Raw genomic sequence first — 13,893 nt, forward strand, 5'->3', positions numbered from 1 at the left:
GCGTGCTCGTCCGGCGTCGTGCTGGTGCCCCGCTGGTCGCGGGTGCTGCCGGACGAGTGCCCGGGTCGTGCTGGTGCCCCGCTGGTGGCGGGTACTGCCGGACGAGTGCCCGGGTCGTGCTGGTGCCCCGCGGGTGGCGGGATGGGGAGGGCCCCGCTCCCCTGGTGGGGAGCGGGGCCCGGATCGGCCGGGGTCAGACCCGCGGCTTCTCCTTCATCTCGATCGTCTCGATCTCGTCGCCGATCTGGATGTCGTTGAACTTGCCGAGGCCGATGCCCGCCTCGAAGTCCGTGCGGACCTCGGACACGTCGTCCTTGAACCGGCGCAGCGACTCGATGGCCAGGTTGTCGCCCACCACCACGCCGTCGCGGATGACCCGCGCCTTGGCGTTCCTGGTGATGGTGCCCGAGCGGACGATGACACCCGCGATGTTGCCGAACTTGGAGGAGCGGAACACCTCGCGGATCTCGGCGACGCCGGACTGGACCTCCTCGAACTCGGGCTTGAGCATGCCCGTGAGGCTCGACTCGATCTCCTCGAGCGCCGAGTAGATGACGCTGTAGAAGCGGATGTCGACGCCCTCGCGCGCCGCACGTGCGCGGGCCTTCGGGTCGGGGCGGACGTTGAACCCGATGATGATCGCGTTGTCGATCGTCGCCAGGTTGACGTCGCTCTCGGTGACCGCTCCGACGCCGCGGTGGATGATCCGCAGCTGCACGGAGTCGTCCACCTCGATCTTCATGAGCGACTCCTCCAGCGCCTCGACGGCACCGGACACGTCGCCCTTGATGATGAGGTTGAGCGACTCGACCTTGCCCTCCTCCAGCGCACGCGTGAAGTCCTCGAGGCTGATGCGCTTGCGGGCCTTGGCCAGCTGCGCGTTGCGCTCGACGGCCTCGCGCTTCTCGGCGATCTGACGGGCGGTGCGGTCCTCCTCGGTGACGAGGAAGGTGTCGCCCGCGCCGGGGACCGACGAGAGGCCCTGGACCTGGACGGGCCGCGAGGGGTAGGCCTCGTGGACGGCGTCGCCGTTCTCGTCCATCATCGCCCGGACGCGGCCGTAGGCCGTGCCCGCCACGATGGCGTCGCCCACGCGGAGCGTGCCCGACTGGATGAGGACGGTCGCGACCGCACCGCGGCCCTTGTCGAGGCGGGCCTCGATGGCCACGCCGCGCGCGTCCTTGTTCGGGTTGCTGCGCAGGTCGAGGCCGGCGTCGGCGGTGAGCAGGACGGCCTCGAGGAGGTCGTCCACGCCCTTGCCGGTGAGCGCCGACACGTCGACGAACATGACGTCTCCGCCGTACTCCTCGGCGACCAGGCCGTACTCGGTGAGCTGCTGGCGCACCTTGGCGGGGTTGGCCCCCTCCTTGTCGACCTTGTTGACCGCGACCACGATCGGCACGTTCGCCGCCTGGGCGTGGTTCAGGGCCTCCACCGTCTGCGGCATGATGCCGTCGTCGGCCGCGACCACGAGGATCGCGATGTCGGTGACCTGCGCACCGCGGGCGCGCATGGCGGTGAACGCCTCGTGACCCGGGGTGTCGATGAAGGTGATGGCGCGCTCGTAGCCCTCGTGCGGCGCCCAGACCTGGTACGCGCCGATGTGCTGCGTGATGCCGCCCGCTTCGCCCTCGATGACGTTGGCGTTGCGGATGGCGTCGAGAAGGCGCGTCTTCCCGTGGTCGACGTGGCCCATGACGGTGACGACGGGCGGCCGGATCTCCAGCACGTCGTCGTCCTCGTCCTCGAGCTCCTGGTCGAGGTCGATGTCGAAGCCCTCGAGCAGCTCGCGGTCCTCGTCCTCCGGGGAGACGACCTGGATCTTGTAGCCGAGCTCCGTGCCGAGCACCTCGAAGGTGGCCTCGTCGAGCGACTCGGTCGCCGTGGCCATCTCACCGAGGTGGAACAGCACGGTCACCAGGTTGCCGGGGCTCGCGTCGATCTTGTCGGCGAAGTCCGAGATGGACGCGCCGCGACGCAGGCGGACGATGGTGTTGCCGTCGCCGCGGGGGACGCTGACGCCACCCAGCGACGGGGCCTCGCGCAGCTCGAACTCGGCCCTCTTCGTCCGCTTCGACTTGCGCGACTTGCTCTTGCCGCCGCCGCGACCGAAGGCGCCGGCGGTGCCGCCGCCGGGGCCGCGACCACGGCCGCCGCCACCGGGACGACCGGCGAAGCCGCCGGCCGGACGCTGGAAGCCGCCGGCAGCGGGGGCGCCGGGGCGTCCCGCTCCGCCGGGTGCGCCGCCGGGACGACCCGCACCCGCGGGACGCTGGCCGAAGCCGGCCGGGCGCGCGCCCTGGCCGACGCCGCCAGGACGCGGGGCGCCGGGGCGGGGCGATCCGGGACGGGGAGCGGCCGGACGGGGGCCTGCGGCTCCCGCGGCGGGACGCTGACCCATGCCCTGGTTGCTCGCGAACGGGTTGTTGCCCGGGCGGGGCTTGGTGCCCATGCCCTGGTTGCTCGCGAAGGGGTTGTTGCCGGGGCGCGGGGCCGCCGGACGCGGGATCCCGGGACGCGGGATGCCGTTCGAGGGGGCGGGCGTGCTGCCGGCGTCCGGGCGCGGGGCGCTCGGGGTCTCGGCGGCCGGGGCGTCGGGGGTGGCGGACGCGGCCGACTTCTCGGCCTGCGCCTTCTCCTCGGCGGCGGCCTTGCGGCTCGCCTCGGCCTGGGCCTGGCGCTCGGCGACGGTCAGCGGCTTCGCCGGGACCGGCACGTCGGACGCCTCGGGGGCCTCCACCTCGGGAGCGGCCGTGGGCTGCGGGCCGGGGGTGGGACGGCCGCCGGGCTTCGGGGCCGACGAACGGGCTCCGGGCCGCGGGGCGGACGAGGGGGCTGCGGCGGGAGCCGCGGCCTGTCCGGTGACGCCGGCTGCCTCGAGGGCCGCCTTGAGCTTGCGGGCCACGGGGGGCTCGATGCTCGACGACGGTCCCTTGACGAACTCGCCCATCTCCTTGAGCTTGGCGAGTGCGGTCTTGCTGTCGACGCCGATCTCGGCGGCGATCTCGTGTACGCGTGGTTTGGCCACTGTTCTCCTGTCTGGGGGTCCTCTCCCAGGCAGGAGGGGACCGCTAGTGCTGGACGGATCTCATTTCGAGCCGCTCATTAGTTGTCCATGTGCCGTTCAGCCTGTTCTCTCGGATGCTCGCGCGCTCGGCTGGGCCGCGAGCCGCTCTCGTAGTCCCCCAAGAGCTGCGGGGTCGAGCGCCGCGTCGCTCCGCAGGGCCCGCCCGAAGGCACGCCGCGCGATCGCTCTGTCGATGCACTCGATGGTCGGATGGATCCACGCGCCCCTGCCGGCCTTGACCGCGCGCTCGTCGAGGACGAGGGAGCGGGTGGGGGGATCGGCGACGATCCGCAGAAGAGCGGACCTCGGGGCACGCCGACGACAGCCGACGCACGTTCTTACCGGATTCATACTACCCCCTCCGTCCGGCGGCGGGGAGGCCGGGTCCCGGCGGGCGGCGCTCAGTCGTCGCCCTCGAGGATCGAGTCGGGCTGGATGTCGATCTTCGCGCCCGTGAGCTTGGCGGCGAGGCGGGCGTTCTGGCCCTCCTTGCCGATGGCGAGCGACAGCTGGTAGTCGGGCACGAGCGCGCGGACGGCCTTGGTCGCCTGGTCGATGACGAACGAGCTCGTGACCCGGGCGGGCGAGAGCGCGTTGCCGACGAAGACGGGCAGCGACTCGGAGTAGTCGACGATGTCGATCTTCTCGTCGTTGAGCTCGGCCGTGACCGCGCGGACGCGCTGCCCCAGCTCGCCGATGCAGGCGCCCTTGGCGTTGATGCCCGGCTCGGTCGCGCGCACGGCGATCTTGGTGCGGTGCCCGGCCTCGCGGGCGAGCGACACGATCTCGACGAGGCCCTGCGCGATCTCCGGCACCTCGAGCGCGAACAGCTTGCGGACGAGCGAGGGGTGCGTGCGCGAGACCGTGATCTGCGGGCCCTTGGCGCCGCGCGAGACGCTCGTGACGTAGACGCGCAGGCGCGAGCCGTGCACGTACTTCTCGCCGGGCACCTGCTCCTCGGGCGGCAGGATCGCCTCGATGGTGCCGAGGTCGACGTGGATCATGCGGGGGTTCGGGCCCTGCTGGATGACGCCCGCGACGATGTCGCCCTCGCGGCCCTTGAACTCGCCGAGGATGCGGTCGTCGCCGATGTCGCGCAGGCGCTGGTTGATGACCTGCTTGGCGGCGAACGCGGCGATGCGGCCGAAGTCGCTCGGGCTGTCCTCGGACTCGCCGATGACGAGGCCGTCCTCGTCGAGCTCGGGGACGTGCACGGAGACGTGGCCGGACTTCCTGTCCAGGTGCACGCGGGCGGGGGGCACGCCGTCGGCGACGGGCTTGGCGTCGGCCTGGTCGGTGTGCTTGAGGTAGGCGGTGAGGATGGCCTGCTCGATGATCGAGACGAGCTCCTCGAACGGGATCTCGCGCTCGCGCTCCATCAGGCGCAAGACGCTCAGGTCGATGTCCACGGTGCGACTCCTCTATTCGGTTGGAAACACTCGAGGCTACCCGACCGGGAGGGGTCGGGCAGCCTCGAGCGGGGGCGCGGTGCGGATCAGCTGTCGGCGGTGAGCGCGCCCACGACGTCGGCGAGCGCGACCGGGGTGCGCTCGTTCGTGCGGCGGTCCCAGAGCTCGGCCATGCCGTCGACCGCGCCGCGGCCGACGATGACGATGGTCGGCACGCCGATGAGCTCGGCGTCGCCGAACTTCACGCCCGGCGACACCTTGGGGCGGTCGTCGAAGAGCACGTCGAGGCCCGCGGCGTCGAGCGCGTCGACGAGCTCCTCGGATGCGGAGGCGATCTCGTCGCCCTTGCCGGTCATCACCACGTGCACGTCGAACGGGCTGATGGACGCGGGCCAGAGGAGGCCGCGGCCGTCCTGCGTGGCCTCGGCGACGAGGGCGAGGTTGCGCGTGATGCCGATGCCGTACGAGCCCATCGTGACGGTGACGAGCTTGCCGTTCTCGTCGAGCACCTTGAGGCCGAGCGCCTCCGCGTACATGCGGCCGAGCTCGAAGACGTGGCCGATCTCGGTGCCGCGCGCGGTGCTGATGGGACCGGACCCGTCGGGCGCCGGGTCGCCGTCGCGCACGTCCGCGGCCTCGACCACGCCGTCGGGCGTGAAGTCGCGGCCGGCGACGAGCGAGAGGACGTGCTTCCCGGCGACGTTGGCGCCCGTGATCCACGAGCTGCCGTCGACGACGCGGGGGTCGACGAGGTAGCGCACCTTCGTGGCGGACGTGGATCCGAGCACGGGGCCCTCGACCGACCACGGGCCGATGTAGCCCTTCACGAGGCCCGGGTTCTTGGCGAGGTCCCCGTCGTTCGCGGCCTCGACCTCGGCGGGGAAGAAGGCCACCTCGGCGCGCTTGAGGTCGATGTCGCGGTCGCCGGGGATCCCGACCACGACGAGCTCGCGCGTGCCGTCGAGGTGGGTGAGCGCGAGGACGATGTTCTTCAGGGTGTCGGCGGCGGTCCAGGCACGGCCGTCCTCGCGGGGCTCCTGCGCGTTCGCCAGGTCGACGAGGGTCTGGATGGTGGGGGTGTCGGGCGAGTCGAAGACGCGCGCGTCGGGCTGGCCTTCGATGGGGATCGACTCGGGCACGAGCGTCGTGAACGCCTCGACGTTGGCCGCGTAGCCGCCGGGGCTCCGCACGAACGTGTCCTCGCCGATGGGCGTGGGGTGCAGGAACTCCTCGCTCTTGGACCCGCCCATGGCGCCCGCGTCGGCGGCGACGATGACGTACTCGAGGCCGAGGCGCTGGAAGATCCGCTCGTAGGCGTCGCGCTGCGCCTGGTAGCTGACGGCGAGGCCGGCGTCGGTGTGGTCGAAGGAGTAGGCGTCCTTCATCGTGAACTCGCGGCCGCGGAGGATGCCGGCGCGGGGGCGGGCCTCGTCGCGGTACTTGTCCTGGATCTGGTAGATCGACAGGGGCAGGTCCTTGTAGCTCGAGTAGAGGTCCTTCACGAGCAGCGCGAAGAACTCCTCGTGCGTGGGCGCGAGCACCATGGGCGCGCGCTTGCGGTCCTCGAGGCGGAACATCCCGGGGCCGTACTCGTCGTAGCGGCCGGTGGCCTGGTACGGCTCGGCGGGGAGCAGCGCGGGGAAGTGCACCTCCTGGGCGCCGATGCGCTCCATCTCCTCGCGGACGATGGCCTCGACCTTGTTCTTGACGCGGAGGCCGAGCGGCAGCCAGGCGAAGATGCCGGGGGCCTGGCGGCGGATGTAGCCGGCGCGCACGAGGAGGCGGTGGCTGGCCACCTCGGCGTCGACGGGGTCTTCCCGGAGGGTGCGGACGAAGAGCTTCGAGAGGCGTGTGGACACCGGATCAGCCTAGCGATCCGGCCGGGCCGGCTCAGCGCGCGGCGGCGTACGAGAGGCGCAGGCGCTCGAAGCCCTCGTCGAGGGAGACCGCCGGGGTCCAGGCGAGCGCCCGGCGGGTCTCGCGCTGGTCGAACCAGTGCGCCGTGGAGAGCTGCTCGGCGAGGAATCGGGTCATGGGCGGCTCGTCGGATCCGGGGCGCACGGCCCAGACGCGCTCCACCGCTCCCCCGGCGGCGCGAGCGAGGGCGGCGGGGACGCGGATCCGCGGCGCGGGCACCCCGGCGGCGCGGCACATGCCCGCGAGCAGCTCCGCGACGGGACGCGGCTCGCCGTTGGTGACGACGTACGCGCGGCCGTGCGCGGTGTCGGCGGCGGCGAGGGCGGCGACGATCGCGTCGGCGGCGTTGTCGCGGTAGACGGTGTCGATGAGCGCGGCGCCGTGGCCGAGGAGCGGCAGGCGGCCGCGCGCGGCCCGGTCGACGATGCGGGCGACGAGCTGCGTGTCGCCCGGGCCCCAGACGAGGTGCGGGCGGACGGCGAGGACGCGCATGGCGGGGTCGTCGGCGGCCAGCGCGACGAGCTCGCCCTCGGCCTTGGTGCGGGCGTAGTCGCCGCGGGCGCGGACGGGATCCGCGGGGCCGGCGCCGTCGCCCGTGATGGAGAGGCCCGTGTGCGCGACGGACGGCGAGGAGACGTGGACGAAACGCGCGACGCCGGCCGCGCGCGCCGCGCGGAGCAGCGCGCGCGTGCCCTCGACGTTGACGGCGCGGAAGTCGGCCGGATCCCCCGCGAGCGAGACCTTGGCGGCGAGGTGCACCACGGCGTCGACGCCGTCGAGCGCGCGGGCGACGGCATCCGCGTCGGTGACGCTGCCGCGGAGGTCGACGACGGATCCCGGCACGGGCGCCGCGCCGCTCGCCGCGAGCCCGGACGGCTGGCGCTGGAACGCGCGGACGGCGTGCCCGGCGGCGGCGAGCCGCTCGGCGACGGCGCGGCCGAGCATGCCGCTCGCGCCCGTGACGAGGACGGTCACGGGGCGACCACCCGGCCGCCCGCGAGGATCCCCGCGGCCCAGCGGCCGAGGCGCGCGCGGTCGACCTTGGAGTTGTGGCGGACGTCCGTGGGCAGCACGGGAACGACGATGACGGCCGCGACCGGGACGCCGACCGCGGCGCGCACGGCGGCGGCGAGGTCCGGGCGTGCGAGGCCCACGCGGCGCGCGGCCGGCACGGTCTCGACCACGAGCACGAGCTGCTGCACGCCCGCGGGTCCGACGCCCACGGCGGCCGTGCGGCCCACCCCCGCCGCGGACGCCGCCCGGAGCTCGGGTCCGACGGGCGTGAGCACCCCGTCGGCGGTCGTGATGACGTGCGGGAGGCGCCCCTCGATCCAGAGCGCGCCCATCGCGTCGAGGTGGCCGACGTCGCCGGTGCGGTGGCGGCGGATCCCATCGGCCGAGTCGCGCCGGGCGGCCCGGTCGGTGACGTGCAGGCGGTCGTAGCGCTCGTGGACGTGCGGCGCCTGGGCGACGATCTCGCCCGTGACGCCGGGCTCGGACGTGAGCGCGCCGGTGGCGGCGCCCGCGGCGTCGAGCGGGCTGATGCGGATGTCGACCGGGTCGACGGGCGTCCCGACGCACACGCCCTCGTCGCCGCGGCGGGCGCCGTCGCGGATCCCCTCGAGCGTGACGTCGGTGAGCAGCAGGCCCTCGGTCATGCCGTAGGGCGTGTGCACCTCGGCGGCCGGCACGAGGGCCGCGGCGCGCGTGAGCAGCGCCTCCGACAGCGGCGCGCCCGCGGAGAGCAGCGACCGGACCCGGCCGAGGGCCGCGCGGTCGTCCGCGGTGAGGGCGTCGGAGGTGGCGACCACGTTGTCGAGCGCGGCGGGCGACGCGAACACGACGGTGGCGTCGGCGGCGCGGGCGGCGGCCGCGAGGGCGGACGCGGTGAGGTCGCGCGGGCGGGTCACGTCCATGTCGGGCGTGACGCTCGTGGCGCCGAGAGCCGGCCCCAGCAGCGCGAACGGCGCGAAGCCGGCGACGAGGCCCGTGCCGACGCCCACGTCGAAGCGGCCGCCGAGGGTGTCGCGCAGGGATGCGAGCTGGCGGTACGTGTACATGACGCCCTTGGCCGGGCCGGTGGATCCCGAGGTGAAGAGGATCGCGGCGTCGTCGTCGGCCGCGGGCGCGGGCGGCAGGACCTGCGCGCGGCCGTCGCGGGCGATCTGCGGCAGGCTCGCGGCGACGCCGAGCGCGCGGGCGACGGGCGGCGCGAGCGTGGTGACGGAGATCCGCTCCCCCGGCCAGCCCAGGGCGCGCGCGAGGGCGAGGCCGGCGGGGATGCCGACGACCATGTCGGGGCGGGATCCCGCCACCGCGCGCCCGAGGCCCTTCACGCCGAGGCCCGCGTCGGCGACCACGACGATCGCGCCGATCCGGAGGCACGCGTAGAGGAGGGCCGTGAGGTCGGCGCCGGGCGGCACGAGGAGCGAGACGCGGTCGCCCGCGCGGAGCCCGCGCGCGTGCAGGCCGGCCGCGATCTCGCGGACGCGGCGGGAGAGCAGGCGCCAGGAGACGGTGCGCGGGCCGGTGGCGCCGCGGGGCGCCATCTCCACGATCACGGGGTCGTCGCTGTCGCGCAGCTCCTCGAGGAGGGCATCGAGCGGGCGGACGGGCGCGGGCGTCCGCGGCGCGTGCGCGGCGGGAGCCGTCCCCGGCGCGACCCGGTCGGCCAGCCAGTCGAGCGCGGCGGACGCGTAGTCGTGGTCCTCGGCGACGAGGTGGCCGGCGCCCTCCACGCGGTGGACGTCGGCGTGCGGCAGGCGCTCGAGGAGGTCGGAGAGGTAGACGTCGGAGAAGATCGGGTCGCGCGGTCCCCAGACGAACAGCGCCGGGAGGTCGAGGTCGCGCAGCCCCTCCGCGATGGAGGTGAGCGTCGCGTGGCTGGGATGCGCGGGGCCGACCGGGATGTCGGCGACGAAGCCGCGGATCCCCGCTCGACGGGACGCCCCCCGGTACGGCGCGGCGAACGCGCGGCGCACGGCGGGGTCCAGCGGCGGGTGCGCGAGCGCGAGCGTGGTGGCGAGGAAGCCCGGCGTGCCGCGCGTGGCGGCGTCGTGGATCCCCGTGGCGAGCGCCAAGCGCAGCGGCCAGGGGATGGGCACGCCCTCCTCCTGGTGCACGGCCGTGTTGAGCGCCATGACCCCCGCGAGCACGTCGCGGTTGCGGAGCGCCCAGCCGAGGCTGATCACGCCGCCCCAGTCGTGCCCGAGCGTGACGACGGGGCCGGTCGCGCCGGATCCGCTGAGCCCCAGCTCGTCGGTGAGCGCCTGCAGGTCGTCGAGCCGCGTCGGCAGCGTGCGCGCCACGCCCGTGCGCTCGGAGAAGCCCATGTCGAGCTGGTCGACGGCGACCACGCGCCAGGCCGGCCGCGACGGATCCCGCTCGGCCCGTTCCAGCGACTCCGCCGCGATGCGCCGCCACAGGTACGACCACGTCGGGTTGCCGTGCACGCACAGGATCGTGCCGGCGACGGGCGCACCCGTCGCCGCCAGCCGCTCCCCCGTGTCGAGCAGGTGCCAGCCGTGCCCGCCGGCGCGCACGACGCGCGACCAGGCGGGATCGAGACCGGGCAGCGGCTGCCCCTCGGGGCCCGACACGGGGACGGTCGCCGGGGCGACCGCGGCCGATGCGCTCACGCCGCGGCTACCAGAGGATCTCGGTCATGGCCGTGTTGAGGCCGGAGCCCACGCCCATGCAGAGCACGCGGTCGCCGCGGCTGAGGCTGTCGGCCTGGTCGGCGAGCGTGATGGGGATGCTCGCGGGGCCGACGTTGCCGTAGCGCGGGTAGGTGAGCGGCACGCGCGACTTGTCGAGCTTCGCGGCCTTGACGATGGCGTTCGTGTGGACGTCCGACACCTGGTGGAGGACGTAGCGGTCCATGTCGGACCACTCCCAGTCGTCCTGCGCGGCTTCCTTCCACGCGTCGACGACGAGCTCCATGCCGCCGCGGAGCAGCTCCTTCGTGTCGGTGAACATGCCGTCCACGTCGCCGATGCAGAGCTCGTGGTGCTGGGTGGCCGCGCGCGTGACGCCGCCGAGGATCCGGTGCCCCTCGGGGTGGTCGCTCGTGCGCCCGAGGACGGCCGCCGCGGCGCCCGCGCCGAGCGTGAGGCTGGGGAACTCGCTGAGGAAGTCGGCGCGCGTGGTCTCCGGGCGGAGCAGGCGCGCGACCGTGTTGTGGCGGATCTCGCCGGCGTCCTCGCCGTCGACGATCATCGCGTAGTCGATCTGACCCGAGTCGATGAGGTGGCCCGCGAGCGTCATCGCGTTGACGAAGCCGAGGCACGCGTTGGCGATGTCGAAGTTCAGGGCCGACGACGGCAGCCCGAGGCCGTGGTGGATGCTGACCGCGACGCTCGGCTCGAGGTGCGCCCGCGTCACGGAGGTGTTGATGAGCAGCCCGATCTGCGACGGCTGGACGCCGGCCTGCGCGAGCGCCTTGCGCCCGGCCTCGGTCGCGGCCGCGTCGAAGGACATGGACGCGTCCCAGTTGCGGCGCTCGAGCACGCCCGCGACGCGCTGCAGGAGACCGGTGGGGAGGCGGAGCCGGGAGAGCACGGGCTTCAGGCGGTCGTCGATCTCGACCGAGGTCACGGTGTGGGGCGCGAGGACGCTGGCGAGCCCCAGCAGGGAGGTGTTCCGATGCCGGAATGTGGCGTTACCGTTCAACAGCATCCTCAGTTCGTGGGGCGGTCCGCCGGGCGGACGACTAGCAGAGCCTACGCGCAGGCGGCGCGCGCGGACGCACGCCGCCGGTGCGGGCGGGTGGGGAGTACGGGGGTCTAGACGAGGATCTCGGGGCTGCCGATGGATCCCGCGGGCATCTCCGCGGCGAGGCGGTTCGCCTCCTCGATGAGGGTCTGGACGATCTCGGCCTCGGGGACGGTCTTGATGACCTCGCCCTTGACGAAGATCTGCCCGCGGCCGTTGCCGGACGCGACGCCGAGCTCGGCCTCGCGGGCCTCGCCGGGCCCGTTCACGACGCAGCCCATGACGGCGACGCGCAGCGGCACGTTGACGTGCTTGAGGCCCTCGGTGACCTGCTCGGCGAGCGAGTAGACGTCGACCTGGGCGCGGCCGCAGCTCGGGCAGGAGACGATCTCGAGCTTGCGCTCCCGGAGGTTGAGCGACTGCAGGATCTGCAGGCCCACCTTCACCTCCTCGGCCGGCGGCGCGGAGAGGGACACGCGGATGGTGTCGCCGATGCCCTCGGAGAGCAGGATGCCGAACGCCGTGGCGCTCTTGATGGTGCCCTGGAACGCGGGGCCCGCCTCGGTGACGCCGAGGTGCAGGGGCCAGTCGCCGCGCTCGGCGAGCAGGCGGTAGGCCTTCACCATGATGACGGGGTCGTTGTGCTTGACCGAGATCTTGAAGTCGTGGAAGTCGTGCTCCTCGAAGAGGCTGGCCTCCCACACGGCGGACTCGACGAGCGCCTCGGGCGTGGCCTTGCCGTACTTCTGCAGGAGGCTCGGGTGCAGGGATCCGGCGTTGACGCCGATGCGGATCGAGGTGCCAGCAGCCTTGGCGGCCTTCGCGATGGCGCCGACCTGGTCGTCGAACTTGCGGATGTTGCCCGGGTTCACGCGCACCGCGCCGACGCCGGCGTCGATGGCCGTGAAGACGTAGCGGGGCTGGAAGTGGATGTCCGCGATGATCGGGATCTGGCTCTTCTTGGCCAGGATGTGCAGCACGTCCGCGTCGTCCTGGTGCGGGACGGCGACGCGCACGATGTCGCAGCCCGTGGCCGTGAGCTCGGCGATCTGCTGGAGCGTCGCGTTGATGTTGGTCGTCTGCGTGGTCGTCATCGACTGGACGCTGACCTGGGCGTTCCCGCCCACCTTCACCTTGCCGACGCTGATCTGACGGGTCTTGCGGCGGGGCGCGAGGACCTCAGGGACCTTCGGCATTCCGAGATTGACTGCTGGCACGGGAAGAGCCTACGTCCGATTCCTGCGCGCCCGGTGCGTCGGGGCGCGCGGCCCGCCGTCGCGGGCCGGCCCGGGATCAGGCGCTGGGCGGCGTCAGGTCAGCCGGACCGGGTTCACCAGGTCGGCGAAGATCAGCAGCGCGCTCATGGCGCCGAAGAGGATCACGACCACGAACGTCAGCGGCATGAGCTTCGCGACGTCGACCGGCCCGGGGTCGCGGCGGCCGAACGCCTTCGCCAGGAACCGGCGGACGCCCTCGACGATCGCGCCGAGCACGTGACCGCCGTCGAGCGGCAGCAGCGGCAGGAGGTTGATCATGCCGAGCGCCACGTTGAGCGACGCGACCAGGCCGATCATGGCCGAGGCGCGCGAGGCGACGGGCGTCTCGTCGAGGCTCGCGATCTCGCCCGCGACGCGGCCGACGCCGACGACGCTCATGGGGCCGTTCGGGTCGCGCTCGCCGCCGCCGAACGCCGCGCGGCCGACGTCGACCAGGCGCTGCGGGAGGTTGAGGATGAGGTTGCCGACCGCGGCCATGTTCTCGCCGGTCGTGGTGAAGGCGGCCGAGAGCGGCTGCTGCTGGACGGCCTGCGTGGGGCTGAAGCCGATGAGGCCGACCTCGCGCGTGACCGGGTTCCCCTGCTCGTCGACCTCGGGGGCGCCGCGCTGGCCGATGACGGCCTGCTGCGTGAGCACGGGCGTGATGGCGAGCGTCTGGCGGGCGCCGTCGCGCTCAACGACGACGTCGAGCTCCTTGCCCGCGGACACCTGGACCGTGCCGGTGACCTGGTCCCATGCGGTGATCGGCGTGCCGTCGATGCTGACGATCGTGTCGCCGGGCTGGAGGCCGGCCGCCGCTCCCGGGGCCGCGGGGGCGCCGGCGGGGCAGGTGGCGGCGTCGGCCGACGCGGTGGATCCGGCGGGCACGATGCACGCGTTCACCTGGCCGACCGTCGTGGTGGGCGTCGTGACGCCGAAGCCGCAGAGCACGACGGCGAACAGCACGATCGCGAGCAGGAAGTTCATGGCCGGGCCGCCGAGCATGATCACCATGCGCTTGAGGACGGGCAGCTTGTAGAAGGCGCGGTCCTCCTCGTCGCCGACGCTCTCCGCGCTGGCCTGGCGGGCGTCCTGCACGAGGAGGTCGAAGAAGCCGCGGCCGGCGCGGTCGTCGGCGTCCGGGGCGGCCGGCGATGCGGCGTCGGCGCCGCGACGGCTGTCGGTCCCGACGAGCTGCGCGATCCCCGTGCTGCTCGTGCCGGCGCGCGAGCTCTGCGGCGGGAACATGCCGATCATGGAGATGTAGCCACCGAGCGGGATGGCCTTCACGCCGTACTCGGTCTCGCCCTTGCGGCGGCTGAAGATCGTGGGCCCGAAGCCGATCATGTACTGCGTGACGCGCACGCCGAAGAGCTTGGCGGGCACCAGGTGCCCGACCTCGTGGAGGCCGATGGACACGGCGACGCCGACCACGATGATGAGCACCCCGAGGATGTAGAGGAAGACGCCGTCCATGGTGGGAGACGCTACCTCCCGCACCCTGGGCGGACGCCCCCGCGGCGCGGATCCG

The 13,893-nt window shown here is 73.6% G+C and carries 9 protein-coding genes; all 9 read right to left on the reverse strand.

Annotated elements, in window-relative coordinates:
• Positions 1-193: 193 nt before the first annotated feature.
• Positions 194-3,028 carry a translation initiation factor IF-2 gene (infB, locus tag JOE38_RS05950; RefSeq protein WP_204575303.1) on the reverse strand — a complete coding sequence of 945 codons (2,835 nt, stop codon included), beginning with the start codon at positions 3,026-3,028 and terminating at the stop codon, positions 194-196.
• Positions 3,029-3,124: 96 nt separating this feature from the next.
• Positions 3,125-3,418, reverse strand: coding sequence for a YlxR family protein (locus tag JOE38_RS05955; RefSeq protein ID WP_204575304.1), 294 nt, complete (start codon positions 3,416-3,418; stop codon positions 3,125-3,127).
• 50 nt (positions 3,419-3,468) lie between these two features.
• Positions 3,469-4,476 carry a transcription termination factor NusA gene (gene nusA, locus JOE38_RS05960; RefSeq protein WP_045528674.1) on the reverse strand — a complete coding sequence of 336 codons (1,008 nt, stop codon included), beginning with the start codon at positions 4,474-4,476 and terminating at the stop codon, positions 3,469-3,471.
• Positions 4,477-4,562: 86 nt separating this feature from the next.
• Positions 4,563-6,335 carry a proline--tRNA ligase gene (locus JOE38_RS05965; protein WP_204575305.1) on the reverse strand — a complete coding sequence of 591 codons (1,773 nt, stop codon included), beginning with the start codon at positions 6,333-6,335 and terminating at the stop codon, positions 4,563-4,565.
• A gap of 31 nt (positions 6,336-6,366) precedes the next feature.
• Positions 6,367-7,368 (reverse strand): NAD-dependent epimerase/dehydratase family protein, encoded by a 1,002-nt coding sequence (locus JOE38_RS05970; RefSeq protein WP_204575306.1) that lies wholly within the window; start codon positions 7,366-7,368, stop codon positions 6,367-6,369.
• Positions 7,365-10,031, reverse strand: a complete 2,667-nt coding sequence (locus tag JOE38_RS05975) for an alpha/beta fold hydrolase (RefSeq protein ID WP_204575307.1) — start codon at positions 10,029-10,031, stop codon at positions 7,365-7,367. The genes JOE38_RS05970 and JOE38_RS05975 overlap by 4 nt, the downstream gene beginning before the upstream one ends.
• A gap of 7 nt (positions 10,032-10,038) precedes the next feature.
• Positions 10,039-11,070 carry a 3-oxoacyl-ACP synthase III gene (locus tag JOE38_RS05980; RefSeq protein ID WP_204575308.1) on the reverse strand — a complete coding sequence of 344 codons (1,032 nt, stop codon included), beginning with the start codon at positions 11,068-11,070 and terminating at the stop codon, positions 10,039-10,041.
• A 107-nt stretch (positions 11,071-11,177) separates the two neighbouring features.
• Positions 11,178-12,323, reverse strand: coding sequence for a flavodoxin-dependent (E)-4-hydroxy-3-methylbut-2-enyl-diphosphate synthase (gene ispG, locus JOE38_RS05985; RefSeq protein ID WP_172405931.1), 1,146 nt, complete (start codon positions 12,321-12,323; stop codon positions 11,178-11,180).
• Positions 12,324-12,416: 93 nt separating this feature from the next.
• Positions 12,417-13,838 (reverse strand): M50 family metallopeptidase, encoded by a 1,422-nt coding sequence (locus JOE38_RS05990; RefSeq protein WP_204575309.1) that lies wholly within the window; start codon positions 13,836-13,838, stop codon positions 12,417-12,419.
• Between the last annotated feature and the right edge of the window lie 55 nt (positions 13,839-13,893).

The organism is Clavibacter michiganensis (genome assembly GCF_016907085.1).
Lineage (GTDB): Bacteria > Actinomycetota > Actinomycetes > Actinomycetales > Microbacteriaceae > Clavibacter > Clavibacter michiganensis_O.